The sequence below is a fragment of the Nocardioides rotundus genome (assembly GCF_019931675.1).
Classification (GTDB): domain Bacteria; phylum Actinomycetota; class Actinomycetes; order Propionibacteriales; family Nocardioidaceae; genus Nocardioides; species Nocardioides rotundus.
Genome location: NZ_CP082922.1, coordinates 667,675 through 694,362 on the forward strand (window position 1 = coordinate 667,675; position 26,688 = coordinate 694,362).

General features: G+C 72.8%; 26 protein-coding genes. 14 read left to right on the forward strand and 12 right to left on the reverse strand.

What is annotated here, in order from left to right; translation table 11 throughout:
• Positions 1-69: 69 nt before the first annotated feature.
• Together K8W59_RS03195 and K8W59_RS03200 are read right to left on the reverse strand one after the other, a co-directional pair.
• Entirely contained in the window at positions 70-660 is a 591-nt protein-coding gene (locus tag K8W59_RS03195) for a hypothetical protein (RefSeq protein ID WP_223397313.1), read from the reverse strand.
• Positions 657-1,061, reverse strand: coding sequence for a type II toxin-antitoxin system PemK/MazF family toxin (locus tag K8W59_RS03200; protein ID WP_223397314.1), 405 nt, complete (start codon positions 1,059-1,061; stop codon positions 657-659). Before K8W59_RS03200 ends, K8W59_RS03195 begins: the two co-directional genes overlap by 4 nt.
• Before the next feature lie 126 nt (positions 1,062-1,187).
• Between K8W59_RS03200 and K8W59_RS03205 the strand changes: the two genes are divergently transcribed.
• Entirely contained in the window at positions 1,188-2,537 is a 1,350-nt protein-coding gene (locus K8W59_RS03205; protein ID WP_223397315.1) for an ABC transporter substrate-binding protein, read from the forward strand.
• 20 nt (positions 2,538-2,557) lie between these two features.
• Here the strand turns inward: K8W59_RS03205 and K8W59_RS03210 are convergent, their stop codons facing one another.
• The 3 genes from K8W59_RS03210 to K8W59_RS03220 all read right to left on the reverse strand — a co-directional run bounded on the left by K8W59_RS03210 (position 2,558) and on the right by K8W59_RS03220 (position 5,406).
• Complete coding sequence (locus tag K8W59_RS03210) at positions 2,558-3,400, reverse strand: GIY-YIG nuclease family protein (protein ID WP_223397316.1); 843 nt, start codon at positions 3,398-3,400, stop codon at positions 2,558-2,560.
• Between the two features lie 100 nt (positions 3,401-3,500).
• Positions 3,501-4,763, reverse strand: coding sequence for a ribonuclease D (locus K8W59_RS03215; RefSeq protein ID WP_223397317.1), 1,263 nt, complete (start codon positions 4,761-4,763; stop codon positions 3,501-3,503).
• 4 nt (positions 4,764-4,767) lie between these two features.
• Positions 4,768-5,406 (reverse strand): DUF3000 domain-containing protein, encoded by a 639-nt coding sequence (locus K8W59_RS03220; protein ID WP_223397318.1) that lies wholly within the window; start codon positions 5,404-5,406, stop codon positions 4,768-4,770.
• Between the two features lie 71 nt (positions 5,407-5,477).
• On the opposite strand from K8W59_RS03220, the gene hemE reads away from it, so the two are divergent.
• Positions 5,478-6,575, forward strand: a complete 1,098-nt coding sequence (hemE, locus tag K8W59_RS03225) for a uroporphyrinogen decarboxylase (protein ID WP_223397319.1) — start codon at positions 5,478-5,480, stop codon at positions 6,573-6,575.
• On the opposite strand, the gene K8W59_RS03230 is transcribed toward hemE, so the two are convergent.
• The 3 genes from K8W59_RS03230 to K8W59_RS03240 form a co-directional block, all read right to left on the reverse strand.
• Positions 6,475-7,314: an NYN domain-containing protein gene (locus K8W59_RS03230; protein WP_223397320.1), complete on the reverse strand. Its 840-nt coding sequence runs from the start codon at positions 7,312-7,314 to the stop codon at positions 6,475-6,477. The two genes, hemE and K8W59_RS03230, sit on opposite strands and share 101 nt — an antisense overlap.
• A 9-nt stretch (positions 7,315-7,323) precedes the next feature.
• A complete protein-coding gene (locus K8W59_RS03235) occupies positions 7,324-8,202 on the reverse strand; it encodes a DUF4349 domain-containing protein (RefSeq protein WP_223397321.1) in 879 nt (292 codons plus the stop codon).
• Between the two features lie 68 nt (positions 8,203-8,270).
• On the reverse strand, positions 8,271-8,984 hold the full coding sequence (locus tag K8W59_RS03240) for a PaaX family transcriptional regulator C-terminal domain-containing protein (RefSeq protein WP_223397322.1): 714 nt from the start codon (positions 8,982-8,984) through the stop codon (positions 8,271-8,273).
• A gap of 64 nt (positions 8,985-9,048) precedes the next feature.
• On the opposite strand from K8W59_RS03240, the gene K8W59_RS03245 reads away from it, so the two are divergent.
• Positions 9,049-10,689, forward strand: coding sequence for an acyl-CoA dehydrogenase family protein (locus K8W59_RS03245; RefSeq protein ID WP_223397323.1), 1,641 nt, complete (start codon positions 9,049-9,051; stop codon positions 10,687-10,689).
• Here the strand turns inward: K8W59_RS03245 and K8W59_RS03250 are convergent.
• Positions 10,665-11,564: a LysR family transcriptional regulator gene (locus K8W59_RS03250; protein ID WP_223397324.1), complete on the reverse strand. Its 900-nt coding sequence runs from the start codon at positions 11,562-11,564 to the stop codon at positions 10,665-10,667. The genes K8W59_RS03245 and K8W59_RS03250 overlap by 25 nt on opposite strands.
• Positions 11,565-11,773: 209 nt before the next feature.
• On the opposite strand from K8W59_RS03250, the gene sfnG reads away from it, so the two are divergent.
• The 9 genes from sfnG (at position 11,774) to hemQ (ending at position 19,911) form a co-directional block, all read left to right on the forward strand.
• Complete coding sequence (sfnG, locus tag K8W59_RS03255) at positions 11,774-12,895, forward strand: dimethylsulfone monooxygenase SfnG (RefSeq protein ID WP_223397325.1); 1,122 nt, start codon at positions 11,774-11,776, stop codon at positions 12,893-12,895.
• The gene (locus K8W59_RS03260) at positions 12,892-14,076 is read left to right on the forward strand and encodes an SfnB family sulfur acquisition oxidoreductase (RefSeq protein ID WP_223397326.1); all 1,185 of its coding nucleotides are present in this window, start codon (positions 12,892-12,894) and stop codon (positions 14,074-14,076) included. The genes sfnG and K8W59_RS03260 overlap by 4 nt, the downstream gene beginning before the upstream one ends.
• A gap of 35 nt (positions 14,077-14,111) precedes the next feature.
• Positions 14,112-15,263, forward strand: a complete 1,152-nt coding sequence (locus tag K8W59_RS03265; protein WP_223397327.1) for an LLM class flavin-dependent oxidoreductase — start codon at positions 14,112-14,114, stop codon at positions 15,261-15,263.
• Entirely contained in the window at positions 15,260-15,769 is a 510-nt protein-coding gene (locus K8W59_RS03270) for an NADPH-dependent FMN reductase (protein ID WP_223397328.1), read from the forward strand. The genes K8W59_RS03265 and K8W59_RS03270 overlap by 4 nt, the downstream gene beginning before the upstream one ends.
• Positions 15,766-16,239: a flavin reductase family protein gene (locus K8W59_RS03275; protein ID WP_223397329.1), complete on the forward strand. Its 474-nt coding sequence runs from the start codon at positions 15,766-15,768 to the stop codon at positions 16,237-16,239. The genes K8W59_RS03270 and K8W59_RS03275 overlap by 4 nt, the downstream gene beginning before the upstream one ends.
• Positions 16,188-16,373, forward strand: a complete 186-nt coding sequence (locus tag K8W59_RS03280) for a hypothetical protein (protein WP_223397330.1) — start codon at positions 16,188-16,190, stop codon at positions 16,371-16,373. Before K8W59_RS03275 ends, K8W59_RS03280 begins: the two co-directional genes overlap by 52 nt.
• A 26-nt stretch (positions 16,374-16,399) precedes the next feature.
• Positions 16,400-17,683, forward strand: a complete 1,284-nt coding sequence (locus K8W59_RS03285; RefSeq protein WP_449866989.1) for an MFS transporter — start codon at positions 16,400-16,402, stop codon at positions 17,681-17,683.
• A 69-nt stretch (positions 17,684-17,752) separates the two neighbouring features.
• Positions 17,753-19,216 carry a protoporphyrinogen oxidase gene (hemG, locus tag K8W59_RS03290; RefSeq protein WP_223397332.1) on the forward strand — a complete coding sequence of 488 codons (1,464 nt, stop codon included), beginning with the start codon at positions 17,753-17,755 and terminating at the stop codon, positions 19,214-19,216.
• Positions 19,213-19,911 carry a hydrogen peroxide-dependent heme synthase gene (gene hemQ / locus K8W59_RS03295; protein ID WP_223397333.1) on the forward strand — a complete coding sequence of 233 codons (699 nt, stop codon included), beginning with the start codon at positions 19,213-19,215 and terminating at the stop codon, positions 19,909-19,911. The genes hemG and hemQ overlap by 4 nt, the downstream gene beginning before the upstream one ends.
• Positions 19,912-19,926: 15 nt before the next feature.
• Here the strand turns inward: hemQ and rfbA are convergent, their stop codons facing one another.
• On the reverse strand, positions 19,927-20,802 hold the full coding sequence (rfbA, locus tag K8W59_RS03300) for a glucose-1-phosphate thymidylyltransferase RfbA (protein ID WP_223397334.1): 876 nt from the start codon (positions 20,800-20,802) through the stop codon (positions 19,927-19,929).
• A gap of 82 nt (positions 20,803-20,884) precedes the next feature.
• On the opposite strand from rfbA, the gene K8W59_RS03305 reads away from it, so the two are divergent.
• Complete coding sequence (locus K8W59_RS03305; protein WP_397195945.1) at positions 20,885-22,306, forward strand: sugar nucleotide-binding protein; 1,422 nt, start codon at positions 20,885-20,887, stop codon at positions 22,304-22,306.
• 18 nt (positions 22,307-22,324) lie between these two features.
• Here K8W59_RS03305 and msrB read toward each other — a convergent pair whose 3' ends face one another.
• Positions 22,325-22,726 carry a peptide-methionine (R)-S-oxide reductase MsrB gene (gene msrB, locus K8W59_RS03310; protein ID WP_223397335.1) on the reverse strand — a complete coding sequence of 134 codons (402 nt, stop codon included), beginning with the start codon at positions 22,724-22,726 and terminating at the stop codon, positions 22,325-22,327.
• Positions 22,727-22,745: 19 nt separating this feature from the next.
• On the opposite strand from msrB, the gene K8W59_RS03315 reads away from it, so the two are divergent.
• A complete protein-coding gene (locus K8W59_RS03315; protein WP_223397336.1) occupies positions 22,746-23,831 on the forward strand; it encodes a DNA polymerase domain-containing protein in 1,086 nt (361 codons plus the stop codon).
• On the opposite strand, the gene K8W59_RS03320 is transcribed toward K8W59_RS03315, so the two are convergent.
• Positions 23,832-26,612 (reverse strand): galactose-binding domain-containing protein, encoded by a 2,781-nt coding sequence (locus tag K8W59_RS03320; RefSeq protein WP_223397337.1) that lies wholly within the window; start codon positions 26,610-26,612, stop codon positions 23,832-23,834.
• Positions 26,613-26,688: the final 76 nt, after the last annotated feature.

Genomic DNA, 26,688 nt, shown 5'->3' on the forward strand with positions numbered 1-26,688 from the left:
GCCGCGGTCCGGCACACCGTCTGCCAGTCTACGACGCCCCACAACGTGGGGGGAGAGCGGCGGTGAGCGTCAGTCGAGATCGCCGCGGCGCTCCAGGGCGGCGCCGCGCTCGAGCTGCTCGGCGACCGACAGCATGCGTACGACGTCCTCGTGCGGGACCGGCAGCGAGGCGCGCCCGGTCGCGATGACCCGGGCGAAGGCGGCGGCGCGGACCAGGACGTCGGCGAAGTCGCGCTCGGCGATCCCGCGGAGGACCTGGTCCACCATCTCCCGCAGCTCGTCCGGGCCGGGCGGGTCGGCGACCCCGGCGACCACGCGGGCGAACTCGGCGCTGGCCCGGCCGGCGGCGAACTGGTCGGCGGCGCCGCGCGGGTCGGCGTACACCCACTCCCGCAGGGCGAACAGCCGCCACAGGCAGCCGGCCAGCGACTCCGGGGACGCGCCCGCCCACAGCTCGGCGAGCGTCTCGAGGCCCTCGGTGCGGGCGAGCGCGAGCAGCCGGTCGGCGACCTGGTCGTCCTCGCTCTCCCGGGCGCCGCGGACGATCAGCGTGGCCGCCCGGTCCGCGGCCTCGCGCAGCGCGAGAGGGTCGACGCCGGACTCCTGGTGGTCGAAGAACGCGTCACCCGGCTGCATCGGCCGGTGGAACGGCCGGCTCATCGCCGCAGCTCCAGGTCGTGGTACTCCGCCGCCGCGGCGACCACCGCCTCGAAGATCGCGCGCTCCAGCGCGGCGCCCTCCCGGCGGATCCCCGAGGCGGGCAGCACGAGCAGCCGGTCCAGCCGCACCTCGCTCGGCCGGCCGCGGGAGTCCCAGGCGCCGGTGCCGACGTCCATCCAGAAGCGACCCGCCGCGGCCTCCTGGGCCTCGTCCCGGTCGTGGTCCTTGCTGGTGAGGCCGAGGGCGTACCACCGGGAGGAGTCGCCGGTCACCAGACCGAGCAGCAGCGCCGGCCGGTCCTTGCCCTGCCCGGCGTCATCCTCGAACGGCACCCAGGCCCACACCACCTCGCCGGGGTCGGGCCGCTCGTCGTCCTGCGGTGCGTAGGTCACATCCACCATGAATGGAAAACTAGTCCCTCCCCACTAGGCTGGGCGGTTCACGGGCGCCGATGGAGGCGCCCGCGCGCACGAGAGGAGCCCGGTCGGGTGCATGCCAGGAGCCGTCTGGCCGGAGCCGTCGCCGCATTGTGTGTCGGCACCCTGACGACGGCGTGCACGACCGGCGGACCGGACGAGCCGCGCAACGACCCGAGCAAGAGCACGCAGAGCGCGACCCCGTCGACGACGCCGTCGAACCGGCCCTCGCCCACCGGTGAGCCCACCCGACTGACCTTCGGGGTCTTCGGCAACGCCGAGGAGATCGAGACCTGGCAGACGGCGGTCGACTCCTACAACTCCGTCTACGGCGCCGACGTACGCCTGAAGAGCTGGCCGAGCTGGCGCGAGGCCGACGCGGCGATGCGCGCCGACCGGGACGTGCCCGACGTCTTCATGCTCAATCAGCGCAACCTGTCGTGGTACCTCGAGCAGGAGCTCACCCAGCCCGTCGACGAGCTCCTCGACGAGCGCGGCGTGAACTTCGGCGACGACTTCTCCCGCGACGCGATGGAGGGCTTCTCGGTCGGGACGTCGCTGGCCTGCATGCCGCTGTCGATGTCGCCGCGGGTCGTCTACGTCAACACCGATCTGGTGGACTTCGCGACGATGCGCAAGCGCGGGCTCGACGTGCCCTCGTCGATGGAGCGGTGGACCTTCGACCAGTTCGCCGCCGCGGCCGACTTCGCCGCCAAGCCGCGGCGGGCGATCAAGGGGGTGTACGTCGACCCCACGCTGGACGGCCTCGCGCCCTTCATCCTGTCCGGCGGCGGGCAGGTGTACGACGACACCGAGGAGCCCACCTCGCTCGCGTTCTCCAGCGAGGAGAGCCGTGCTGCCCTGGAGCGGACCCTCACGGTGCTGCGCGACGCGCAGCTCACCCCCACCCAGGTCGACCTCGCCGACACCACGCCGCAGCAGATGTTCATGGACGGCGACCTGGCGATGATCACGGGCTACCGCGACCTCACGCCCCGGCTGCGCCAGCAGGAGGACCTGAGCTTCGACGTGATGCCGATGCCGGTGCTCGACTCCGGCGCCACGGTGGGCAGCCTCGAGGGCATGTGCCTGGACGCCGACACCGAGGACACCGCTGCCGCGGCGGACTTCATGGCGTTCGCGCTCTCGGAGTCCACGCTGCGCGGGCTGGCCCGGGCCGGCCGTACCGTGCCGGCCAGCGTGGTCGTCGCGAGCTCGCCGGACTTCCTGCAGAGCTGGGAGGACCCGCAGAACGCGGCGGCATTCGTCGCCGGGATGCGCAACGTCGAGCGGCAGCCGCCGGGCGTGGACCCCGACGCGGTCAACCGCGCCGTGCAGCCGCAGCTGCGCGAGCTGCTCACCGAGCCGGTGCTCGACCTGCCGTCCCTGACGACCGAGATCGACGCCGCCTCCCGGCGCGTCCTCTCGCCCGAGACCGCGACGGAGTCGCCGACCGAGTGAGTCGGGTGACCGTCGTGAGGTCAGTTTCGGTTGAGCCCGAACTTCCGCGTGAGCATCGCTCGCTTGTAGTGCGCCTCCGCGGCGTCCACCTCGGCGGTCGGCACGCTCGGACCGAACACCCGCAGGATGCTGAACTGCAAGTGCTGGCGGTGGCTGGGGTCGACGGCCAGCTCCTTGAGCGCGACGTTGCCGCCGTGGGCGTCCTTCGCGTACTGGCTCCACCGCCCGAGGATGCGCTCGCCACCATCCGCCTTGCCGACATAGAGCCTGCCGTCCCGTGTGTCGGCGATCAGATAGATGCCCTGCACAGAGCCGAGGGCGGTGCGCCACGCCGCGTAGCGTGAGTCCTCCACCATGGTCTGCAGCTCGCTGTAGGTGAGCAACACACTGTCGAAGCCGGGGAAGGCGACCACCTCGGGGTCAGCAATCTCCACAACCGGGAAGGTCGACGCGCTCTCGCCACTCTTCGCCCAGTTCACGGCGTCCTTGGACCACTCGACCACGAGGCGGTGAGCGAGGGCACTGAGCGCCTCGGAGGGGCGGAGGTCGAAGAAGCGCAGATCCTCAGTCCGCTCCTCCACGACCTCCCCGTGGTTCTCGTAGGCGACGAGGTAGCGCGACCGCCTCCTGCCGTCAGCCATGAAGCAGAGCCACAGCGGGCGGGGCACCTTGCCGAGCTTGTGGTTGGGTCCCGCGCCCTGCCGCCGCGTGTAGGCGAGGAGCCTCTCCGGCGTGAGGTCGGCCTCGCTCTGCAGGCCGCCTGGTGTGTAGGTATGGCGGATGACCACCACGTCCCTCGGGTCGAGTCCCGCGGCAGCGAGCAGGTGACCGAAGGTGAGTTCACCCGTCAGCGAGGCCGTCACGCTGCCTCCTCTGCAACAACCACCGCACCCCCGTACGCCACGAGGCTGCAGGCGAGCATGGGTCTGCGGCAAGCGCAGGTGACAGCTGATCTGTCCATCATCAATCCGTCTGCTGCTCAGACTCGGCGGCCAGGACGGCCTCGACGAGCAGGGGCACGGTGAGCTCGCGCTGCCAGGGGCGCACGTCGTACGACGCGAGCTGGGCGTCGACGGCCTGGCTCAGGTCCTCCCCGCGCGTGGCGGGCGGCTCCCAGAGCAGTCGCCGCAGGCTGTCGGGGGTGATCAGGTTCTCCGTCGGGAGGTTCAGCTCCTCGGCGAGCTCGGCGACCGTGGCGCGGGCACGGGTGAGGCGAGCCGCAGCGACCGGGTCCTTCTCCGCCCAGACCCGCGGCTGGGGCGGACCGTCGCTGCGCCCGCCGGCGCGGCTGGGGAGCTCCTTCTCCTCCATCTCGCGCGCCCGGTCCAGGGCGGCGATCCACTCGCGGCCGTAGCGGCGCGCTCCGCGTCCGTGGAAGCCGTCGGTGGCGATCAGCGCGCGCACCGAGGTGGGCATCGCCCGCGCCGCGGCGACGAGCGCGGAGTCGGGGATGATCCGGCCGGGGGCCACGTCGCGCTGCTGGGCGATCCGGTCCCGGGTCAGCCACAGCTCCCGCACCGCGGCCAGTCCCCGGCGGCCGCGCACCTTGTGGGCGCCCGACGTACGCCGCCACGCCTCCTTGCGCACCACCGGCTCGAAGGAGAGCAGGTGCTCGAACTCCTGCCGTGCCCACTCCTCCTTGCCGGCCTCGGCGAGCTGGGCGGCGAGCACGTCGCGCAGCTCGACCAGCACCTCGACGTCGAGGGCGGCGTACTCCAACCAGGGCGAGGGCAGCGGCCGGGTCGACCAGTCCACCGCCGAGTGCTCCTTGCGCATCCGCTGGCCGAGCAGCTCCTCGACCAGGGTGGCCAGCCCGACCCGCGGATAGCCGAGCAGTCGCCCGGCGAGCTCGGTGTCGAAAAGGCTGGTCGGCCGCAGCCCCACCTCGCGCAGGCAGGGTAGGTCCTGGGTGGCGGCGTGCAGGATCCACTCCGTGCCCGCGGTCGCCTGCTGGATCTCCGCGACCGAATCGAACGCGATCGGGTCGATCAGGGAGGTGCCGGCGCCCTCGCGGCGCAGCTGGATGAGGTAGGCGCGGTTCGTGTACCGGTAGCCGGACGCCCTCTCGGCGTCGATCGCCAGCGGCCCGGAGCCCGCGGCCAGCCCGGTCGCGGTCGCCGTGAGCTCCTCGGGGGTGTCGACCACGTCGGTGAGGCCGTCGCGCAGCAGCAGCAGGGGGGCCTGGGGGCGCTCGGCCTCGGGCGGGGTCTCCTCGGAGTCGGGCATCGAGCTAGCGCCCGCCGCCGCGCTGCCCGCGACGACTGGGCATGCTCGTGACGCCCTCGGGCACCGGCTCCAACCCGGCCGCCGTGCACAGCAGCTCGCCCCAGGCCTCGACGTGCGCGGCCACCTCGGGCACGACGTCGTACGACGCCCCCGCGGCGTCGCAGGGGGTCCAGGAGGCGCGGATCTCGATCTGGGCGGTGGCCTCCTCGTCCGCCATCCCGCCGAAGCTCTCGGTCGCGACCCGGGTCACGCTGCCCGAGGGTGCGGTGAACCGGGCGCCGTGCGCCTCCAGGGCCTCGGTCAGCCAGTCCCACCCGACGGCCGCGAGCAGCGGGTCGGTGATCATCTCCGGGTCGAGGTCAGCGCGGACATAGGCCACACACCGGAAGGTACCGCCCCAGGCGTCGTTCCCGTCGGGATCGTGTAGCAGCACCAGCCGGCCGGTCGCGATCTCCTCGGCGTCCACGGTGACGTCCGCGGACAGCGCGGTCGCGAAGGGGGCGATCCGCTGCGGGGCCGGCATCTCCTCCGAGGTCACCTCGGGTCGCAGCCGCGCCGTGCGCAGCGCACGGACCGCCTCGGCGAACTCGCGAGGCGTCTCACCCGCGCCCGTCCCCGGGGGCGCGTCCTGACGCACGGCCATGCGCCTCACCGTAGGCGCACCCCTCGCGCCACGATGTGCCAACACGCCGCCTGACCTGCGAAGATCCACCGGTGAGCACCCTCGCCGACTCCCCGTTCCTCCAGGCCGCCCGCGGCGAGCAGGGCGAGCGGACGCCGGTGTGGTTCATGCGCCAGGCGGGCCGGTCGCTGCCGGAGTACCTCGCCGTCCGCGAGGGCGTCGGCATGCTCGAGTCCTGCATGGACCCCGAGCTGGTCGTGGAGATCACCCTGCAGCCCGTGCGCAGGTACGGCGTCGACGCGGCCATCTTCTTCTCCGACATCGTGCTGCCGCTCAAGGCGGTCGGGGTGGACCTCGACATCAAGCCCGGCGTCGGCCCGGTGATCGCCGACCCCGTGCGCACGCTGGCCGACGTCGAGGCGATCCCCGACCTCACCGCCGACCACGTCCCCTTCATCACCGAGGCGGTCCGCGGCCTCGTCGGCGAGCTCGGCTCGACCCCGCTCATCGGCTTCGCCGGCGCCCCGTTCACCGTCGCGTCCTATCTCGTCGAGGGCGGCCCTTCGAAGGACCACGCCCGCACCAAGGCGATGATGTTCGGCGCCCCCGACGTGTGGGACGCGCTGATGCGCAAGATCGCCGGCATCGCGGCCGAGTACCTCCGCGTCCAGGTCGAGGCCGGTGCCTCGGCGGTGCAGCTCTTCGACTCCTGGGCGGGCGCGCTCACACCTCGGGACTACGCCGCCTCCGTGCAGCCGCACTCCGCGCGCGTGCTGGCCGCCGCCGGCGAGCTGGGGGTGCCGCGGATCCACTTCGGCGTCGGCACCGGCAACCTGCTGGGCCTGATGGGGGAGGCCGGCGCGGACGTCGTGGGCGTCGACTGGCGCACCCCGCTGGACGCGGCGATCGGCCAGGTCGGCGGCCGGGCGGTGCAGGGCAACCTGGACCCGACCCTGGTCTTCGCGCCGACCGAGGTGATGCTCGAGCGCGCGGGGGAGGTGCTGGAGGCCGGGCGCGCCGCGCCGGGGCACATCTTCAACCTTGGCCACGGGGTGATCCCCGCGACCGACCCCGATCAGCTCAAGCGGCTCACCGAGTTCGTGCAGTCGTGGCGGCCGACTTCTGAGCCGTCGTCCTCTTCGCCGGAGCCTTCGCCGCCTTCTTCGCCGGGGCCTTCCGCTTCTGCTTGAGCCGCACCAGCATCCGGCCCTCGGTCGTCTCGGTCTCCAGGTAGCCCTGCGCGGCGACCAGGGTGCTGAGCTTCTGGTGGCCGAAGTCCCGCGGGTCGAAGGCCGCGTGGGTGCGGTTGATCGTCTGGCCGACGGCGGACAGGGTGCTCCACCCGTCGTCGCGGGAGGTGGCGTTGATCGCCTTGGTCAGCGCGGACTGCAGGTTCACCCGCTTGGCCGGCGCCTCGTCGGAGGTCTCGCCGTTCGCCGTACCCTCCGACGGCTCGGCCGACTTCTCCTCCTCGTCGTCGGCCTCGGCGAGCACCTCGAGGTAGACGAACTTGTTCACCGCCGCCTGCAGGGACGCCGGCGTCTTGCGGCGCCCGAGGCCGTAGACGGTCTTGCCGGACTCGCGCAGCCGGGTGGCCAGGCTGGTGAAGTCGGAGTCGCTGGAGACGATCGCGAACGCCTCGACGTTCCCGGCGTAGAGCAGGTCCATCGCGTCGATGATGAGCGCGGAGTCGCTGGAGTTCTTGCCGACGGTGTAGGCGTGCTGCTGCATCGGCCGGATCGCGTTCGCGTTGAGCGCCTTGTTCCACCCGCTCAGGTGCGGGGAGCGGAAGTCGCCGTAGGCGCGCTTGACCGTGGGGGTGCCGTACTTCGCCAGCTCCTGCAGGATCTCTTCGGCGTACTTCGCCGAGGTGTTGTCCGCGTCGATGAGTACGGCGATCCGCTCGGTCCCGGTCGTGTCGTTGTCCACGCCCCGACCCTAGGCCGGGCGGCGCGCGTTCCGGAATCGGCGCAACCCCAGCCAGGCGAGCAGACCCAGCGGCAGCAGGACGAGGGTGAAGGGGAGCACGGCGCCGAGGAGGGTCGCGGCGCCGACCAGCAGACCGGTGAGGCCGTCCCAGCCGGCGCGCAGCCCGGCGAGGAACCCGGCCTGCTCCGGCTCCGGCGCCGTCGCGGTCGTCCGCTGCTCCACGTGCACGGTGATCGTGGACAGCTGCGTCTTGTCGTCGAGCACCCGCAGCCGGCCCTTGAGCGAGTCCAGCTCGGCCTGCCGGGTCGCGACCTCGCCCTCGATCGCCATGATGTCCCGGATCGACTGCGCGCGGCGGTAGAGCAGCTCCACCCGGCGCAGGCTGCGCTCCTGGGCACGGACGCGCGCCTCGAGGTCGACGTACTCCGCCGTGACGACCGTGGACCTGCGGGAGGAGGACTGCAACCGGCCGATCTGCTTGAGGTCGGCCAGCGCGCCGTCGAACTCCTCGACCGGCACCCGCACCACCAGTCGCGCCCACACCGGGGCGCCGTCGTCGTCGGTCTCGGTGCGCTCGTTGCCGACCTGGCCGCCGTACTGGTCCACGACCAGCGACACCCGACGCAGCGCCCGCTCGACGTGCCGGCTGGAGACCGCCACGGTCCCGGTCGAGACCACCTTCTCTTGAGTCTCCAGCGCAGCGGGGGTGGCGCCGGCCCGGTCCCGGAGCTGCTGCGATGCCGCCGTGTCGACGGCGATCGCGTCGCCCCCGGCCGACTCCGCGTCGCTCCCGGCCGACTCCGCGCCTCCGGAGCAGCCCGCGAGGAGGGCGGCCGCGACGGCCAGGGCGCTGAGGTGCCGCAGCCGGGGGCCGGAGGTCTGGGTCATGCTGAGTACGACGGCCCCGGGAGCCGTCCGGTTCCGCCGAGTCGGCGCTTGTTGACCCCGAGTCGGCGCTAGTTCACGCCCGACAGGTCCCGCAGCTCGCCCTGGTAGTCGGCGTAGGTCGACCGCATCAGGGCGCCCGGCCAATCGGGCGGCAACAGTGCCGACGGCAGCAGCGGGTCGTGCGCCAGGTGCCGCACCAGGTGGGCGGCCGCGGCCAGCCGGGGTGCCGGCTCGGCGGTGGCCGCGAGCGCGTCGACCAGTCGCCGGCCCTCGGCCGCCCAGCCGTCGAGGTCCCACAGCAGCGCCGCGAGCTCGGCGGGGTCGCCGTCGGGCCGGCCGAGGAAGGTGGCGAGCACCGGGTCGCCGGCGTACTCCCGCGGGCGGCTCAGGTTCGCCGGTCGCAGCCACAGCCCCTCGCGCAGCTCGGCGAGGCGGTACGACGTCAGCAGCTCGCGCAGGGCGGCGCGCGCGGCCCCGGTGCGCCCGGTGACGGTCACCGCGGCCATCTCCCACGCATCGTCCCACGCGGTCTCGGCGTCCTCGACCGCCTCGTCCTGGTGGCGCTGACGGCCGACCAGCCGGGCCCCCAGGGCGTAGTCGCCGTCCGCCCGCACCAGGTCGCCCGCCGCGACGGCGCGGGTCAGCGCGACCCGCAGTGTGGCGGCCGGGATGCCGAAGTGGTCGCCGGCCCGGGTGAGCTGGGCGGGCGAGAGCGGCTCGGGGTGCGACCCCAGCAGCAGAGAGAGCACGACCGAGCGCGCCGAGAGGGGAGCCGCAGCCATGGCGGCATGATCGCACGCTACGTCTATCGACACATCTGTCACTAAGAATGTAATGTCTTGGGTCATGACGCACGAGGTCTTCAACCAGGTCCCGCCACTGGTCGGGCACAACACGGCCGCCGACCCCGCGCTGCGCGAGGGCGTGGAGCGCGAGGGCGCCGCCTGGGCCCTGCCGGAGATCGACGAGCTCGGTCGTCTCGCCGGCACCGAGGAGGCCCGCGATTGGGGCCGGCTCGCCGAGCGGGTCCCGCCGCGCCTGCACACCCACGACCGCTACGGCCACCGGGTCGACGAGGTGGAGTACGTCCCGGCCTACCACCGGCTGATGGAGACCGCCGTCGAGCACGGCCTGCACGGCGCCCCCTGGGCCGACGACCGGCCGGGCGCGCACGTCGCGCGCGCGGCGAGGTTCATGACCTGGTCGGTCGACGCCGGCCACGGCTGTCCGATCTCGATGACCTACGCCGTCGTCCCGGCGCTGCGGGCGAACCCGGAGCTGGCCGCCCGCTTCGAGCCGCTGCTCACCAACCGGACCTACGACCCCGGGCTGCGCGACCCCGAGACCAAGCGCGGCCTGATCGCCGGCATGTCGATGACCGAGAAGCAGGGCGGCTCCGACGTGCGGGCGAACACCACGACCGCCGTACCCCAGGCCGACGGCACCCATGTCCTGCGGGGCCACAAGTGGTTCACCAGCGCGCCGATGAGCGACCTGTTCCTCACCCTGGCCCAGACCGACGCAGGCGTCACCTGCTTCCTCGTGCCGCGCGTCCTGCCCGGCGGCGAGGCCAACGCGATGCGCTTCGTCCGGCTCAAGGACAAGCTCGGCAACCGCTCCAACGCGTCCTCGGAGATCGAGTACGACGCCGCCGTCGGCTGGCTGGTGGGCGAGGAGGGGCGCGGCGTGCGCACCATCGTGGAGATGGTCAACATGACCCGGCTGGACTGCGTGATCGGCGCCGCCGCCGGCATGCGGACGGCGCTCACCGCGGCCGCGCACCACGCCCGCCACCGCTCCGCCTTCGGCAGGCTCCTGGTCGACCAGCCGCTGATGCGCAACGTGCTCGCCGACCTCGCTGTGGAGTCCGAGGCGGCGACCACCGTGATGATGCGGCTCGCCGGAGCCAACGACCGCGCGGTCCGCGGCGACGAGGGCGAGGCCGCGCTGCGCAGGATCGCGCTCGCCGTGACGAAGTACCACGTCTGCAAGCGCGCGCCGATGGCCGTCGGCGAGGCGCTGGAGTGCCTCGGCGGCAACGGATACATCGAGGACTTCGACCTGGCCCGCGTCTACCGCGAGATGCCGCTGCTCTCCATCTGGGAGGGCTCGGGCAACGTCGCGGCCCTGGATGCGCTGCGCGCGATGGCCCGCGAGCCGCACACCGTCGACGCGTTCTTCGCCGAGGCCGACCTGGCTGCGGGGGCGGACGCGAGGTACGACGACGCGCTGGCCCGGCTGCGCAAGGAGCTCACCTCCTTCGACGACATCGAGCTGCGCGCTCGCCGGATCGTGGAGCAGATGGCGCTGGTCCTCCAGGGCTCCCAGCTGCTGCGGCACGCCCCGGCCGCCGTCGCCGACGCGTTCTGTGCGACCCGTCTGGACCGCGACTGGGGCGGGGCCTTCGGCACGCTGCCGGCCGGCCTCGACCTCGCGCCGATCCTGGAGCGCACCGAGACCGGCTACGCCGCGCGGGTCGCCAGCTGACGCAGCGAGCGCCCGAGCACCTGCACCGGCTCGGGCAGGCGTGACGCCCCGGCCCGGCTGCGCAGCCGCAGGGTGACGGCGGGCGAGGTGCCGGACAGCGGCCGGTGGGTGATCTGCCCCGAGCGGTGCAGCGGGTCGCCGTCCACGCTGAAGCCGGGCAGCAGCGCCAGCCCGGCGCCCTCGGCCACCATCAGCTTGCCCAGGTCGGCCCCGTCGGTGGTGAAGCGTACGGCGGGCGGGTGCTCGCCGAAGACCCGTCGCGCCACCCGCGCCATCAGGTATCCCTCGCGCATCGCCACGAACGGGTGGGCCCGCAGGTCCTCCACGCTCACGGTGTCGCCCGCGGTGAGCGGGTGCCCGGACGGCAGCACCACCACGGCCTGGCCGTGCAGCAGGGGAGTGCTGCGCAGCCCGGCCGGGTCGTCGTCCCCGTCCAGGGTGTTGACCAGGCCCAGGTGCAGGGTGCCCTCGACCAGCCGCTCGTCGATCTCGGCCTGCTGCAGGCTGGTGACCTCCACGCTGGCCTGGGGGCACTCGGCGCGCATCGCCTGCACCGCGGGCGCGAGCAGGGTCGAGGTGGCCGCGCCGACGGTCCCCACCCGGACGACCCGGGCACCCGGGACGCCGCCGGCCGCCGTACGCAACCGCGCCACCGCCTCGCTCACCTCGGCCAGGTGCGGCAGCAGCTCGCGGCCCTCGTGCGAGATCCGCGCCCCCGAGCGCCGCCGGTCGAGCAGCGTCACCCCGAGGTCGCGCTCCAGCTTGCTGATCGCCTCGCTGAGCGCCGGCTGGGACAGGTGCAGCTCCTCGCTGGCGCGGCGCAGCGAGCCGTGGCGGGTGACGGCGGTCAGGTAGTCGAGCTGGTCCAGGCGCATGGCGGGCTCCTGAGTCGAGGGAGGCGGGCGTGGGAGGTCCGGCGTGGCAGGCGTGCAAGGCGTTGCCTGTCACCCCGTCGGCAGACGAAGGCGGCGCGCCGCCCCCGCTGACTTGAGTTCGAGGAAAAGAATAGTAATTCTGTCGACTTAGAACGAATCGACTCCCCGAGACGACCAATCCGATCCCTCGAGCCCGACCAAGGAGTGTCATGCCCGACCTCGATCCGACCCGCCGCGAGCCGGTGAAGTTCGCCTACTGGGTGCCCAACGTCAGCGGTGGGCTGGTGGTCAGCACCATCGAGCAGCGCACCGACTGGGGGTATGAGTACAACAAGACCCTGGCCCAGCTCGCCGAGCAGAACGGCTTCGACTACGCCCTGACCCAGGTGCGCTACATGGCGTCGTACGGCGCCGCCTACCAGCACGAGTCCACCAGCTTCAGCCTGGCGCTGCTGCTGGCCACCGAGCGGCTGAAGGTGATCTCCGCGATCCACCCGGGCCTGTGGCAGCCGGGCGTGCTGGCCAAGTGGATCGCCACCGCCGACCACCTCTCGGGCGGCCGCGCCGCGATCAACGTCGTCTCCGGCTGGTTCAAGGACGAGTTCACCAAGCTGGGCGAGCCCTGGCTCGAGCACGGCGAGCGCTACCGCCGCGCGGAGGAGTTCATCCGCTACGTCCGGGAGATCTGGACCTCCGAGCACGCGGAGTTCAACGGCGACTTCTACCGCCTGCACGACTTCGACCTCAAGCCCAAGCCGCTGGCCTCCGAGGGCCGCCCGCACCCGGAGATCTTCCAGGGCGGCAACTCCACCGACGCCAAGGGCATGGCCGGCCGGGTCAGCGACTGGTACTTCGCCAACGGCAACACCCCCGACGGCTTCGAGGAGCAGGTGCGCGACGTCCGTGACGTCGCCCAGGTGCACGGCCGCGAGGGCGACGTCCGCTTCGCCCTCAACGGCTTCATGATCGCCCGCGACACCGAGGCCGAGGCCAAGGACGTGCTGCGCGAGATCGTCGCCAAGGCCGACCGCGAGGCGGTGGAGGGCTTCGGCGCGGCGGTCAAGCAGGCCGGCAGCTCCACCGGCGACGGCAAGGGCATGTGGGCCGACTCGAACTTCGAGGACCTGGTGCAGTACAACGACGGCTTCCGCACCGGCCTCATCGGCACCCCCGAGCAGGTCGCGGAGCGGATCGTCGAGCTCAAGCGCCGCGGCGCGGACCTCATCCTGTGTGGCTTCCTGCACTTCCACGACGACGTGCGCTACTTCGGCGAGAACGTGCTGCCGCTGGTCCGCGAGATGGAGGCGGCGGAGCGGGAGCCGGCCCGATGAGCGCGCCCGTCCTGACCTCCACCAGCGCGGTGGAGGTCGCCGGCGAGCTGGCGACCCTGTTCGCCAAGGAGGCCGGCGTCCGCGACGCGGAGCGGATCATCCCGCACGGGGAGATCGCGATGCTCAAGGAGTCCGGGCTGCTGGCGATCACCGTCCCGCGGGAGTACGGCGGCCCCGGGCTCGCCGTGGAGACGGTCGCGGAGGTCTTCCGACTGCTCGCCACCGGGGACCCGAGCATCGCCCAGATCCCGCACAGCCACTTCGTCTTCGCCAACGCCCTGCGGCTGCGCGGCGACGACGAGCTGCGCCGTACCCTCTTCGCCGAGGTGCTCGACGGCGCCTCGTTCGGCAACGCCCAGGCCGAGGCCGGCACCAAGCACGTCCGCGACCTGCGCACGACCCTGCACCCGGACGGGCAGGGTGACTGGCGGCTGGAGGGCACCAAGTCCTACTGCACCGGCGCCCTGTTCGCCGACCGGATCCCGGTGCTCGCGCACCGCGACGAGGGCGGACCGCTGGTCGTCGCGTGGGTGGACCGGCACGCCGACGGCGTCACCGTCACCGACGACTGGCAGGGCATGGGCCAGCGCACCACCGCCTCCGGGTCGGTCGTGCTGGAAAACGTGGCCGTGCCGGACGCGCTGGTGATGGACTGGGCCGAGACCTTCGACGGTCCGTCGACCTATGGCGCGTTCGCCCAGGTGCTGCACGCGGCGATCGACGCCGGCATCGCCCGCGCGGCGCTCCGGGACGCCGCGGAGATCGTCACCACCAGCGCGCGGCCCTACCCCGACGCCGGGGTGAGCCGGGCCGCCGACGACCCGCTCGTCGTGCACGCCTTCGGCGAGGTCGAGCTCGCGGTCCGCGGCGCCGAGGCACTGGTCGCCGAGGCCGCCCGCGCGGTCGACCGCGCCGACGCCGACCTGGACGAGCGCAGCGCCGGCGAGGCCAGCCTCGCCGTGGCCGCGGCCCGGGCCGCCACCACGCAGGCGTCCCTGGAGGCCGGCACCCGGCTGTTCGAGGTCGCCGGAACTCGCTCGGCGCTCGAGCCGCTCAACCTCGACCGGCACTGGCGCAACGCCCGCACGCACACCCTGCACGACCCCGCCGGCTGGAAGGTCCAGCACCTCGGCCGGTTCGCCGTGGACGGCGTCCTCCCTCCCCGTCACGGCCAGATCTGACCGACTCCCTCACCCCTCGACCAGAGAGGCATCCCATGCTGAAGTTCCACTGGTTCCTGCCCACCAACGGCGGCGACGGCCGGCACATCGTCGGCGGCGGCCACGGGATGGGCCCCGGCCCGGCCGGGCGGCCCGCCGACGTCCCCTACCTCGGGCAGGTCGCCCGCGCGGCCGAGGCGCAGGGCTTCGACGCCGCGCTCACGCCGACCGGGGCGTGGTGCGAGGACGCGTGGCTCTCCACCGCGATGCTGAGCCAGGTCTCCGAGCGGCTGCGCTTCCTCGTCGCGCTCCGACCCGGCCTGGTCTCCCCGTTCCTCGCGGCGCAGATGGCCGGCACCTTCCAGCAGCTCACCGGCGGCCGGCTGCTCCTCAACGTCGTCACCGGCGGCGAGGACCACGAGCAGCGGATGTACGGCGACTTCGAGGACAAGGAGGCCCGCTACGAGCGGTGCGCGGAGTTCCTGGAGATCGTCACCCGGCTGTGGCGCGAGGACGCGGTCACCGTGGAGGGCAAGCACCTGCAGGTCGCCGACGCCACTCTCCTCCAGCGGCCCGACCCGCTCCCGGAGATCTACTTCGGCGGCTCCTCCCCGGCCGCCGGCCGGGTCGCGGCGAAGTACGCCGACGTCTACCTCACCTGGGGCGAGCCGCCGGCCGCGGTCGCCGAGAAGATCGCCTGGATCCGCGAGCTGGCCGCCGAGGAGGGCCGCGAGGTCCGCTTCGGGATCCGGATGCACACCATCACCCGCGACACCTCCGAGGAGGCGTGGGCCGAGGCGCGCCGGCTGATCGAGGGCGTGGACCCCGAGACCATCCGCACCGTGCAGGAGGGCCTGCGCCGCAGCGGCTCGGAGGGCCAGCGACGGATGCTCGAGCTGCACGGCGGCTCCACCGACGACCTGGAGATCCACCCGAACGTCTGGGCGGGCGTGGGGCTGCTCCGCGGCGGCGCCGGCACCGCGCTGGTCGGCAGCCACGAGGAGGTCGCCGACCGGATTCAGGAGTACGCCGACCTCGGGATCGAGGAGTTCGTGCTCTCGGCCTACCCCCACCTCGAGGGCGCCTACTGGTTCGGCGAGGGCGTGCTACCGATCCTGGCCGAGCGCGGCGTGTGGGAGCACCCCGCCCCGGCGACCGGCCGCACCCAGTCCGTGCCGTTCGCCGCGGCCGGGAAGGCAGCGTCGTGAGCCGCCCCGACATCGCCGTCCTGGTCGGCAACCCCAAACCGGCCTCGCGCACGCTGGAGGCCGCCACCCTGCTCGCCCGCGAGCTGGTGGGGGAGCCCGACCCGGTCGTCGACCTCGCCGAGCTCGGCCCCGCGCTGCTGGACTGGAGCGACGCCCGGGTCGACGAGGCCGTCGCCCGGGTGAGCGCGGCGCGGGTGCTGGTCGTGGCCAGCCCCACCTACAAGGGCAGCTACACCGGGCTGCTCAAGCTGTTCCTGGACCGGATCCCCGGCGGCGGCCTGACGGGCACCGTCGCGGTGCCGCTGATGCTCGCCGCCGGGCCCGGCCACGCGATGGCCCCGGAGGTCTTCCTCCGGCCGGTGCTCACCGAGCTCGGCGCCAGCGTTCCGGTCCGCGGCCTCAGCCTCCCCGAGCAGCGCTACGACGACCCCTCCGCCTCCGCCGACTGGCTGGCCCAGGCCCGCCCGCTGGTCTCTTCCCTCGCGACCGAAGGAGCCCTCGCATGACCGCCACCCTCGACCACGACACCGACCTCCCCGCCGTCACCGACCCTCGCGCGCTGCGCGACGCGTTCGGTCAGTTCCCCTCCGGCGTGGTCGCCGTCGCCGGCCGCGTGGACGAGTCCCTGGTCGGGATCGCCGCCAGCTCGTTCACCTCCGTCAGCCTCGACCCGCCGCTGGTCTCGCTGTGCGTGGCCACCTCCAGCTCGACCTGGCCGCGGCTGCGGGCCGCCGGGCAGCTCGGGGTCAGCGTGCTCGCCGAGGACCAGGACGCGGTGTGCCGTCAGCTCGCGGGGCCGGCCGAGCGCCGCTTCGACGGGCTGGCCCTGTCCGCGGCCCCCGGAGGCGCCGTACTCCTCGACGACGCGGTCTCCACCTTCACCTGCACCATCCACAGCGAGGTGGAGGCCGGGACCACCTGGTCGTGCTGCTGGAGCTGCACTCCCACTCCGACGGCCGGGGGCGGGAGCCGCTGATCTTCCACCGCAGCGGCTTCGCCCGGCTGCACCGCGAGCAGCCCGAGATCCCGCTGAGCGGCCGGATCAACGGCGAGCCCGTGCACGAGACGGCCGGCCCCGGTGGGGGCAGTGCCGAGGACGACGCCGCATGACCTCGCCGAGCCCGCGCAAGGTCGCGATGGCCTCGGCGGTGGGCGCCACCATCGAGTGGTACGACTTCTTCCTCTACGGCACCGCCGCCGCGGTGGTCTTCGACCGGCTCTACTTCAACGCGCTCGACGGGCCCGCCGCACAGATCGCCGCGTTCGCCACCTTCGCCGTCGGCTTCGTCGCTCGACCCTTCGGCGGGCTGATCTTCGGGCACTTCGGCGACCGGGTCGGCCGCAAGACGATGCTGCTGCTCACCCTGGTCATCATGGGCGTCGGCACCACGCTGATCGGCCTGCTGCCGACCTACGACTCGATCGGGGTCGCCGCGCCGATCCTGCTGGTGCTGCTGCGGGTTCTGCAGGGGATCGGCGTCGGCGGGGAGTACGGCGGCGCCGTGCTCCTGGCCGTCGAGTACGCCCCCGCCCGCCGTCGCGGGTTCTTCGGCAGCTTCGCCCACATCGGCGTCCCCGCCGGGCTGCTGCTCGCCTCGCTGGCCTTCTCCCTGGTCGGGATGCTGCCCGACGAGCAGTTCTACAGCTGGGGCTGGCGGGCCTGCTTCGTCGCCAGCACGGTGCTCCTGGCCGTGGGCGCGTGGGTGCGGCTGTCGGTGATGGAGACCCCCGCCTTCCAGGAGGTCCAGAAGCGAGGCGCGGTCTCGCGGATCCCGCTGCGCGACCTGCTGCGCGAGCAGCCGCGGCCGCTGCTGCTGGGCATGGGGACCCGGTGGATCGAGGGCTTCACCTTCAACCTGTTCTCGGTCTACCTGCTGGCCTATGTCGTCACCAACCTCGGGCTGCCGCGCAGCTGGGCGCTCAACGGCATCCTCATCGGCGCCGCGCTCGGCGTCGTGATGGTGCCGCTCGCCGGTGCGCTCTCCGACCGGGTCGGGCGCAAGCCGGTCTTCCGGCTCGGCGCCTGGATCGGCCTGCTGTTCGCCTTCCCGACCGCGCTGCTCGTGCAGAGCGGGTCGATGTGGGGGATCGTGCTCGCGCTGGTCGTGGGGCTGGGGCTGGTCGACGGGATCGTCTACGGGCCGCTCGCGGCCTTCTGGTCCGAGCTGTTCGACACCCGCTACCGCTACACCGCGCTCAGCACGCTCTACCAGGTCTCCGGGATCGTGGCGTCCGGCCTCACCCCGCTCATCGCGGCCTGGCTGGTCACCCTGGGCGACGGGACCCTGTGGTGGGTGGCGGCCTACAACGTCGCCGTGGCCGCGGTCTCGCTGCTGTGCGCCCGGCTGCTGCCCGAGACCCGGGGCATCCCCCTGGAGACGGTCACCCGGCAGCCGGAGCCGCTGCCCGAGGCCGCCTGAGACTCCCGCCGGCGGGGCGATGGGAAGCCTGACTCGAGGTGTCCCGCCGGCGGGTGCGACAGTGGAGGCGTGCAGCCACGTCCCCGAGCCGTCGTCGTGGGCGGCGGCATCGCCGGGCTGACGGCCGCCCACCTGCTCGCCGACACCCACGACGTCGTGGTGCTCGAGCAGGCCGACCGGGTCGGCGGGAAGCTGCGGCGCGACGAGGTCGCCGGCGTCCTGGTCGACACCGGGGCCGAGGCGATGCTCAACCGGCGCCCCGAGGGCGTGGAGCTGGCCCGCGACCTCGGGCTCGAGGTCGTCCACCCCGCCCTGGCCTCCTCGCGGATCTGGACCCGCGGCGCGCTGCGCCCGCTGCCGCGGTCGATGATGGGCGTCCCGCTGGACCTCGCCGAGCTCGCCGCCTCCGGCGTGCTCTCCGCCGAGGGCCTGGAGCGGGTGCGCCGGGAGCCCTCGCTCCCGCCGTACTCCCTCGAGGGCGACCCGAGCGTCGGCGACCTGGTGGCCGAGCGGCTCGGCGACGAGGTCGTCGAGCGGCTGGTCGAGCCGCTCCTGGGCGGGGTGTACGCCGGCCACGCGCGGCGGATCTCCGCGCGCGCCGCCCTGCCCCAGCTGGTCGCCTACGCCGAGCGCGGCTCGCTGCTGGAGCAGGCGGCGGCGATGCCGGTGACCTACGACCGGCCGGTCTTCGCCGGGATCCCCGGCGGCATGGGCCTGCTGCCCGATGCCCTGGCCGCCAGCGGGCGCTTCGAGGTGCGGACGGGGGTCACCGTGCGGCGGGTGGTCTCGACAGGCTCGACCAGCGAGGGTGGGGTGGTCTCGACAGGCTCGACCAGCGAGGGGGGGGTGGTCTCGACAGGCTCGACCAGCGAGGGGGGCGGCTCGACCAGCGAGGGGGGCGGCTTCCGGCTGACGGTCGGGCCGACGACCGGGCCGGAGCTGTTCGAGGCCGACCGGGTCGTGCTGGCCACGCCGGCGGCCGCGACCGCGCGGCTGCTGGCGGACCTGGCGCCGGGGGCGGCCCGCGAGCTGGCCGGCATCGAGAGCGCCTCGGTGGCGGTGGTGACCTTCGCCTTCCGCAGCGCCGACGTGCCCGCGGTGGTGCGCGAGTCCAGCGGGTTCCTCGTGCCGCCCGTCGAGGGCCGGGCGATCAAGGCGTCCACGTTCTGGGCCACCAAGTGGGGCTGGGTCGCCGACGCCGGCCGGGCCGCGGGCGGCCTGACCTTCCTGCGCACCTCGCTGGGCCGGGCGGGGGAGCAGACGGCCCTCCAGGTGCCCGACGAGGAGCTGGTGCGCCGCTCCCGGGAGGACCTCGCCGAGGCGATCGGGCTCACCGCGGAGCCGGTGGACACGCACGTGCAGCGGTGGGGCGGTGGGCTCCCGCAGTACGCCCCCGGCCACCTCGACCGGGTCGCGCGGGTGCGGGCGGCCGTCGCCGCCGTACCCGGCCTGTCGGTGTGCGGGGCCGCCTACGACGGAGTGGGGGTCCCCGCCGTCATCGGCTCGGCACGGCGCGCGACAATGGAGGCATGAGCAAGGCCTCCGAACTCCGCGAGATCAACGACAGCATCCGCTACACCATGTGGTCGGTCTTCCGGCTGCGCGACCTCCTCGGCGACGAGGCCGATCGGGAGGCCGAGGCCTCCGACCTGGCCGGGTTCCTCGAGGCGCTCGAGGCCGAGGGCGTCACGGTGCGCGGTCTGTACGACGTCTCCGGCGTGCGCGCCGACGCCGACCTGATGATCTGGTGGCACGCCGAGGACTCCCGGCTGCTCCAGCAGGCCTACAACGCGTTCCGCCGTACCCTGTTCGGCCGGCGGTTCGAGCCGTTCTGGTCCCAGCTGGCGATGCACCGGCCGGCGGAGTTCAACAAGGGCCACGTGCCGGAGTTCATGACCGGCTCGCAGCCGCGGGACTGGCTGTGCGTCTACCCGTTCGTGCGCTCCTACGAGTGGTACGTCATGGACGACGCCGACCGGCGCCGGATGCTGGTCGAGCACGGCCAGATGGGCCGGGACTACCCCGACGTGCGCGCCAACACGGTCGCGTCCTTCGCGCTGGGCGACTACGAGTGGATCCTCGCCTTCGAGGCCGACGAGCTCTACCGCATCGTCGACCTGATGCGGCACCTGCGCGGCTCTGAGGCGCGGCTGCACGTGCGGGAGGAGATCCCGTTCTTCACCGGGCCGCGGGTCGAGGTGGCCGAGCTGGTCGAGCGGCTGCCCTGACCCGACCCGGGAGGACTACTCCGGCATCGGGCGGTCGAGCAGCCGCAGCAGGTACTCGCCGTACCCGCTCTTGCGCAGCGCCTCGGCCTGCTCGCGCAGGCCGTCGTCGGACAGGAAGCCCATCCGCCAGGCGATCTCCTCCGGCGAGCCGATCTTCACGCCCTGCCGGGCCTCCAGCGTGCGCACGAAGTTCGCTGCATCGTTGAGGCTGTCGTGGGTGCCGGTGTCCAGCCACGCGGTGCCGCGTTTGAGCAGCTCCACGCGCAGCTGGCCGTCCTCGAGGTAGGAGCGGTTGAGGTCGGTGATCTCCAGCTCGCCGCGCGCCGAGGGCCGCAGCCGGTCGGTCCGCTCCACGACGGTGTTGTCGTAGAAGTACAGGCCCGGGACGGCGAAGTCGCTCTTGGGCCGCTCGGGCTTCTCCTCCAGGGAGAGGACGGTGCCGTCCTTGGCGAACTCGACGACGCCGTACGCGCGGGGATCGCTGACCTGGTAGCCGAAGACCAGGGCGCCCTCCACGTCGGTGTTCTGCCGCAGCTTCAGCCCCAGGCCCTGGCCGTGGAAGATGTTGTCGCCGAGCACCAGCGCCACGGACTGGTCGGCGATGTGGTCCGCGCCGATCTGGAAGGCCTGCGCGAGCCCGTCGGGACTGGGCTGCTCCGCCCAGGAGATGGCGATGCCGAACTGGCTGCCGTCGCCCAGCAGCCGCTGGAACTGCGGCGCCTCGTGCGGGGTGGTGATCACCAGGATGTCCCGGATCCCCGCGAGCAGCAGGGTGGAGAGTGGGTAGTAGATCATCGGCTTGTCATAGACCGGCATCAGCTGCTTGCTGGTCGCGAGGGTCAGCGGGTGGAGCCGGGTGCCGGTGCCACCGGCGAGGATGATCCCCTTCATGCCGCCTGATCCTACGAAGTTCTCCTGTCGTTCAACGAGGGCACCGCCGCCGCGCGTAGGATCCGCGTGGGGGCAGGACCGAATGCTGAAGACGTCTGAGGAGTCACAGGGGGTGGCCGACATGGCCGGTGCGATCACGGTCGAGCAGACCGAGATCCCGGGGTTGCTCGTGGTGCGCATGCCGGTGCATGCGGACGACCGCGGGTGGTTCAAGGAGAACTGGCAGCGGGAGAAGATGCTGGCGGCCGGGGTCCCGGACTTCGCACCCGTGCAGAACAACGTCTCCTACAACCACAAGCGCGGCGTGGTGCGGGGCATGCACACCGAGCCGTGGGACAAGTTCGTGGCGATCTCCGACGGTCGGATCTACGGGGCCTGGGTGGATCTGCGCGAGGGCCCGTCCTTCGGCGCCACCGTGCACTTCGAGATGGGCCCCGAGACGGCGGTCTACGTGCCGCGCGGGGTGTCCAACGGATACCAGTGCCTCACCGACAACGTCACCTACACCTACCTGGTCACCGAGCACTGGCGGCCCAACCAGGGCTACCCCGCGCTCGACCTGGCCGACCCCACGGTGGCGATCCCGTGGCCGATCCCGCTGGCGGAGTCGATCCTGTCGGAGAAGGACCGCGCCAACCCGGCGCTGGGCGACGTGGTGCCGATGCCGCCGAAGCGGACGCTGATCCTCGGCGGCGACGGTCAGCTCGGCCGGGCCCTGGCAGCGGCGCTGCCCGAGGCCGAGGCGGTGGGACGCGAGGTGCTGGACATCAGTGACACGGCCGCGCTGGAGGCCTGGCCGTGGCAGCAGTACGGCACCGTGATCAACGCCGCCGCCTTCACCGACGTCGACGGCGCCGAGAGCCTCGCCGGCCGGCGTCAGGCGTGGGAGGTCAACGCCGCCGCGCCCGCGACGCTCGCCCGGCTGTCCCGGTCGCTGGGCTTCACCCTGGTCCACGTCTCCACCGACTACGTCTTCGACGGCGACCTCGACGGGGAGCACCAGGAGGACGCGCTGATGGCCCCGCTGGGCGTCTATGCGCAGACCAAGGCAGCGGGGGACCTGGCGGTCTCGACCGCCCCACGGCACTACCTGATCCGGACCTCCTGGGTGGTCGGCGACGGCCGCAACTTCGTGCGCACCATGGCCTCCCTCGCCGAGCGTGGCGTCTCGCCGACCGTCGTGGACGACCAGCGGGGCCGGCTCACGTTCGCCGACGAGCTGGCCCGTGCGATCACCCACCTGGTCGCCTCGGGGGCGCCGTACGGCCTGTACAACGTCACCAACGCCGGCCCGGTGGTGTCGTGGTTCGACGTGGCCCGCAGGGTCTTCGAGCTGTCCGGCCGCCCGGCCGACGACGTCAGCCCGACCAGCACCGCGGAGTACTCCGCCGGCAAGGACATGGCGCCGCGGCCGCACAACAGCGCGATGTCGCTGGAGCGGATCCGCAGCACCGGCTTCGAGCCCGAGGACGCCTGGGCCGCGCTGGAGCGCTACTGCGGGTGAGCCCTCACCCGCCGGCCCTCACTCTGCGGTCGGCTGGAGGGTCATGCTGACCGAGTTGATGCAGTAGCGGTCGCCGGTCGGCGTGCCGTAGCCGTCAGGGAATACGTGCCCCAGGTGGGAGCCGCAGCGCTTGCACAGCACCTCGGTGCGGACCATGCCGTGGGAGCGGTCCTCCCGCTCGATCACGGTGTCCGGCATCGACTGGTAGAAGCTCGGCCAGCCGCAGCCGGAGTGGAACTTCGTCTCGGAGCGGAACAGCTCGGCCCCGCACGCCTTGCAGGAGTAGACGCCCTCGGTCTCGGTGTCGGTGTACTCACCGGTGAAGGCGCGCTCGGTGCCGGCCTGCCGCAGGACGGCGTACTCCTCCGGGCTCAGCTGCTCACGCCATTCCTCGTCGCTCTTCTCCACGTCGTAGCCCATAGGCGCTAGCGTAATCGCCATGGCGAAAGCACCCGAGGTGATGGTGGACGCCGGGCTGCACGAGGTCCGGGTGACCTCGCCGGACCGGGTGATCTACCCCGCGACCGAGAAGACCGGAGAGGTCACCAAGCTGGAGGTGGTCAAGTACGTGGTCTCCGTCGGCGCCGCGCTGATGATGGCGCTGCGCGACCGGCCGACCGCGCTGGAGCGCTGGCCCGACGGCGTGCACCCGGGCATGCGGCTGGCCCAGGGGCCGCAGGACAAGGACGCCGACGCGTTCTACCAGAAGCGGGTGATGAAGGGCGCTCCCGACTATGTCGAGACCGTCGAGATCACCTTCCCGTCGGGCCGGAAGGCCTCGGAGATCTGCCCGACGGAGATCGCCGTCCCCGCGTGGTGCGCGCAGATGGGCACCATCACCTTCCACCCGTGGCCGGTGACCCGCGCCGACGTGGACCACCCCGACGAGCTGCGGATCGACCTGGACCCCCAGCCCGGCACGACCTTCGCCGACGTGGTCCGGGTGGCCGGCGTCGCGCGCCAGCTGTTGATGGACCTCGGGCTCACCGGCTTCTGCAAGACGTCGGGCAACCGGGGCGTGCACATCTACGTGCGGATCGAGACCCGCTGGGACTTCACCGACGTGCGGCACGCGGCGATCGCCTTCGGTCGCGAGCTGGAGAAGCGCGACCCGGGCGTCACCACGGCCTGGTGGAAGGAGGAGCGCGGCGAGCGGGTGTTCGTCGACTACAACCAGAACACCCGCGACCGCACCATCGCCTCGGCGTACTCCCTGCGGCCGCTGCCGGGCGCCCCGGTCTCCACCCCGCTGCCGTGGGAGGAGCTGGCCGAGCTGAAGGACCCGTCCACGCTCAACCTCTTCACCGTCCCCGACCGGCTGCTGAAGCAGGGCGACCCCTGGGCGATGCTGGACTCGACCGCCCACGACCTCACGCCGCTGCTGGATCTGTGGGAGCAGAACCCGGTCGAGCTCAACTATCCGCCCGACCACCCCAAGATGCCCGGCGAGCCCCCGCGGGTGCAGCCCTCGAAGAAGGTCGCGTCCCACTGGGACGAGAACGGCAACCGGATCGACGGCGCCTGATCAGCCGGTTCCGAAGACCTGGACCTCCCACAGCGAGTAGCCCGACCAGGTCGCGGCCGAGGTGCCCAGGACCCGCACGTAGCGGGCCTGCCGGGCCGCGAAGGTCGTGCGCTGGGTGCCCGGAGCCGAGGCGGACACGGTCGCGGCGGTGGTCCAGTTCGTTCCGTCCGTGGAGGTCTGGATGGAGAACTGGCGGGCGTAGGCCGACGCCCAGGACGTCACCACGGTGTCGACGGCCCTGGTCGAGCCCAGGTCCACCCGCCACCACTGGGTGCCGGACCCGCTGGAGGCCCAGCGGGTGCTCATGCTCCCGTCGTTGGCCTTCGGCGCGGTGTTGGAGGAGAACCAGGCGACGCTGGAGGCAGTCGCGGGCTTGTTCAGCGCCAGGTTGACCGGTGTCGCGTTCACGGTCACGGTCACCGAGTCGGCTGGACTGTCGGTCTTGCCGTCGTTGACGACGAGCGCGAACGTGAGCGCCCCCGCGGTGGAGGGAGCCGTGAAGCTCGGCTTCGCCGTGGTCGGGTTGGCCAGGGTCACGGCGGGACCGCCGGTCTGGGTCCAGCGATAGGACAGTGGCGAGCCGTCGGGGTCGCGGCTGGCCGTGCCGTCCAGCGTCACCGTGGTCCCCGGTGTGACCGTCCGGTCGGCGCCCGCGTTGGCCACCGGCGGCGAGTCGACCGGGGCGGCGTCCGTGCCGAACACCTGCACCTCCCACAGGGAGTATCCGTAGGCCGTGGCCCGGGTAACGCCCTTGATCCGGACATACCTGGCCGTGCGGGGAGCGAACGTGGTGCGCTGCGTGCCCGGCGCGCTCGCGGTCACGGTCGCGGCGGTCGTGAAGGTGACCCCGTCGGTCGAGGTCTGCACCTCGTAGGTCCGGGCGTAGGCCGCCTCCCAGGACGCGACCACCGTGTCGATCGTCGTCGCGGACCCGAGGTCCACCTGCCACCACTGGTCCTCGCTGCGCTCGGAGGACCACCGGGTCGTCGTACTCCCGTCCACCGCGTTGCCGGGGGTGAACTGGGTCCCGGCCTCCACGCTCGACGCGGTCGCCGGCTTGTTCAAGGCCAGGTTCACCGGGGCGGGCGGAGCGTCGAACCGCACCATGCTCGCCACGGACGGGACGCCCTGGTCGTTCGTCGCGAAGAGCATGTAGTAGCCCGGGGGCGTGGTCGCCGCCGATGCCGGGGTGGTCACGTTCAGCGTCGTGCCCGAGGTGGTGAAGGACAGCGGGACGTAGCGCTGGCCCTGGTCCACCCCGTGTGTCGGGGCGCCGAGTCGCACCAGGCCCAGCTTCCGGATCGAGCCGGCTTCCGGCGAGGTCGCGGTGAACGGGTCGCCGACCTTCACCGAGCCGGGCACTCCCGACATGGTCGGGCGGGGAGCGAGCTCGCCGCTGCCGTCCTTCTTGAAGAGGTACGGCGGGGTGAAGTACTCGAAGTTCTTCTCCAGGTAGCCGTTCTTCACGCAGCTCCCGCAGATCCCGCCCCCGCCCTTGAGCACCCTCCCGTCGGGGAGCAGCGACGCGCTGGAGTGGTACTCCCGGATGCGGGCCGCGCTCGCCAGCGTGGTCCACGCCCCCGTGGCCGGATCCCACCGCTCGGCGGCGAAGACCGGGTTCTGCAGGTCGACGAGACCGTCGACGGACTTGCGCTGACCGCCGGTCGCCAGGACCGATCCGTCGGCGAGGACGGTCAGGTCGAACTGGCGCCGTGGGAAGGCCATCGGGCTGGTCGAGGAGACACTGGTCCCGCTGCCCGCCGTGTTGACCACCACCGCGCTCCGGGTGGGCACCTGGGTCTGCCCGTCCTCGGTCACGCTGCCGCCGCCGGCGACCAGCGTCCGGTCGGGGGCGTACATCGCGAAGCTGCCGTAGTCGCGCCAGATGCCGTCCCGGGTGCGGGTGGCCTCCAGCGTCCCGGCGCCCTCGGTGTTGATGGTGTTCATCGTCTGCCGGGGCCCCACCATCTCGACCCTGCTGTCGCTCCGCCCGACCAGGAAGGCGTAGATCCGCTCGGCGAAGGAGGTGAAGCCGGTGAGCGAGCGGTAGGTGCCGTTCGTCTGGTAGACCTCGGCGCGTCCGCTGCCCCCGCCGACGATGACCGCCTCCCCGTTGGCGAGCGCGAGGACGGAGGGATACCACCGCTCGGCGGCCATGTCCGGTCCGCGGGACCAGGTCTCGGTCTCCCAGTCGAAGATGTGCGTCTGCCGGATCCCGTCGAGCGCGGCGTTCTTGTTGCCGCCGACCACGAGGATGTCCCCGTTGGGCAGCTGGGCGTACCCCGCGCAGAAGATGTTGTAGCCGTTGACGTCGACCCGCCGGAAGCTGTTGTTCGCCGGGTTCCACACCATGGCGCGGGTGAAGGTGTGGTTGGGGTAGTTCTCGGTCGCGCTGTCGCCGACGGAGTCCCACACCAGCACCTTGCCGTCGGGCAGCACCGCCTGGAAGACGGGGACGACCTCGGTGGGCAGCACCGGGCTCCAGGCGCCGGACTGCCCCGGGTCGGCCGCCACCGCCGCGCCCATCGAGGCGCGATCGCGGACGTCCTGCGTCCTCCGGAGGGGAGCGAGCCGGCGCTTGTTCGCGGCGGTGTCCCGTTCGATCGTGCTCATCGGTACGCCGGCCAGGTCAGCCTTGGCGTGTGCCTCCGCCTTCGACGTGTCCGACCCTTCGTGCGCCGAGGCGGGTACGGTGACCAGCGCGGCCGCCAGCATCGCGGCCAGCACGGCCGCCGTACGGGTGCGTCGACGGAGTCCTCGAGCAGCAGTGCCGAGCGACATGTGGTCCCCCCCACCGTCGACCGAGAGGCCCGTCCCCAGAGGGGCCCATCCCCACGGGCTCACGTCATCGTGTTCG

Coding starts and splice junctions, on each gene's coding strand:
- K8W59_RS03275 (WP_223397329.1), top strand. CDS start 15,766: ATGACCGCCACCCTCGACCACGACACCGACCTCCCCGCCGTCACCGAC.
- K8W59_RS03265 (WP_223397327.1), top strand. CDS start 14,112: ATGCTGAAGTTCCACTGGTTCCTGCCCACCAACGGCGGCGACGGCCGG.
- K8W59_RS03215 (WP_223397317.1), bottom strand. CDS start 4,763: ATGCCCGACTCCGAGGAGACCCCGCCCGAGGCCGAGCGCCCCCAGGCC.
- K8W59_RS03220 (WP_223397318.1), bottom strand. CDS start 5,406: ATGGCCGTGCGTCAGGACGCGCCCCCGGGGACGGGCGCGGGTGAGACG.
- sfnG (WP_223397325.1), top strand. CDS start 11,774: ATGCCCGACCTCGATCCGACCCGCCGCGAGCCGGTGAAGTTCGCCTAC.
- K8W59_RS03200 (WP_223397314.1), bottom strand. CDS start 1,061: ATGGTGGATGTGACCTACGCACCGCAGGACGACGAGCGGCCCGACCCC.
- K8W59_RS03195 (WP_223397313.1), bottom strand. CDS start 660: ATGAGCCGGCCGTTCCACCGGCCGATGCAGCCGGGTGACGCGTTCTTC.
- K8W59_RS03235 (WP_223397321.1), bottom strand. CDS start 8,202: ATGACCCAGACCTCCGGCCCCCGGCTGCGGCACCTCAGCGCCCTGGCC.
- rfbA (WP_223397334.1), bottom strand. CDS start 20,802: ATGAAGGGGATCATCCTCGCCGGTGGCACCGGCACCCGGCTCCACCCG.
- K8W59_RS03260 (WP_223397326.1), top strand. CDS start 12,892: ATGAGCGCGCCCGTCCTGACCTCCACCAGCGCGGTGGAGGTCGCCGGC.
- K8W59_RS03320 (WP_223397337.1), bottom strand. CDS start 26,612: ATGTCGCTCGGCACTGCTGCTCGAGGACTCCGTCGACGCACCCGTACG.
- K8W59_RS03285 (WP_449866989.1), top strand. CDS start 16,400: ATGGCCTCGGCGGTGGGCGCCACCATCGAGTGGTACGACTTCTTCCTC.
- K8W59_RS03305 (WP_397195945.1), top strand. CDS start 20,885: ATGCTGAAGACGTCTGAGGAGTCACAGGGGGTGGCCGACATGGCCGGT.
- msrB (WP_223397335.1), bottom strand. CDS start 22,726: ATGGGCTACGACGTGGAGAAGAGCGACGAGGAATGGCGTGAGCAGCTG.
- K8W59_RS03315 (WP_223397336.1), top strand. CDS start 22,746: ATGGCGAAAGCACCCGAGGTGATGGTGGACGCCGGGCTGCACGAGGTC.
- K8W59_RS03245 (WP_223397323.1), top strand. CDS start 9,049: ATGACGCACGAGGTCTTCAACCAGGTCCCGCCACTGGTCGGGCACAAC.
- K8W59_RS03240 (WP_223397322.1), bottom strand. CDS start 8,984: ATGGCTGCGGCTCCCCTCTCGGCGCGCTCGGTCGTGCTCTCTCTGCTG.
- hemQ (WP_223397333.1), top strand. CDS start 19,213: ATGAGCAAGGCCTCCGAACTCCGCGAGATCAACGACAGCATCCGCTAC.
- K8W59_RS03250 (WP_223397324.1), bottom strand. CDS start 11,564: ATGCGCCTGGACCAGCTCGACTACCTGACCGCCGTCACCCGCCACGGC.